Raw genomic sequence first — 592 nt, 5'->3', positions numbered from 1 at the left:
TATCTTACTATTTGTTCTTGAAAGTGCTTCTCTTTTCTTCTTGTGTCGGCTTTTTGGATGTTGGTTAATCTTTTTTTATGCGTTATCTTTAGTCGCTTTAGAGCATAACAAATCGCTGATTGCGAGCAATTAAAACGTCTAGCGCTTTCCCATTGGTAATCATCAGGATACTGCTCAATATCCTTAAGCAAGGCTTCATCATCAATCTTTGAGGGCTTACGCTCAGTAAAGCCTTTAGGATGGGGATTTTTAATCCAGCTATAGACGGTGAATTTGCTGATTTTGTAGCGCTTTGCAACAGCGCGCCAAGTTTCTCCATTAGCAATATCGTTAAGAATTTTCTGTCGGAATTGGCGGCAGTAGGTCATAGGATATGCTCAGTTTGTTTTTAATAATTCGGTAGTGGTTTGAAAAGTATGCTGGAATATTATCAAATAATCCAATGACAGTTAAATATTTAAATATCAATATATTAAAAGAAGTATTTTTTGTAAGAGTATGTTTAGCATACTTTTCAAACAACTACCAATAATTCTACTACAAGTTGTTCTTTATATCTGCTTTGGATAGATTGGATTATAAGTGATTTTAC

Annotated in this window: 1 protein-coding gene; it reads right to left on the bottom strand. The window is 34.3% G+C overall.

The features are described 5' to 3' along the window. On the bottom strand, positions 1 to 368 hold a 368-nt coding region (locus A5N85_RS14310), incomplete at its 3' end, for an IS630 transposase-related protein (protein WP_072577689.1). Positions 369 to 592 lie beyond the last annotated feature (224 nt).

This window comes from Suttonella ornithocola, from assembly GCF_001889065.1.
Lineage (GTDB): Bacteria > Pseudomonadota > Gammaproteobacteria > Cardiobacteriales > Cardiobacteriaceae > Suttonella_A > Suttonella_A ornithocola.
Note: the sequence above shows the minus strand (reverse complement) of the source record. Positions and strands in the feature narration are given on the sequence as shown.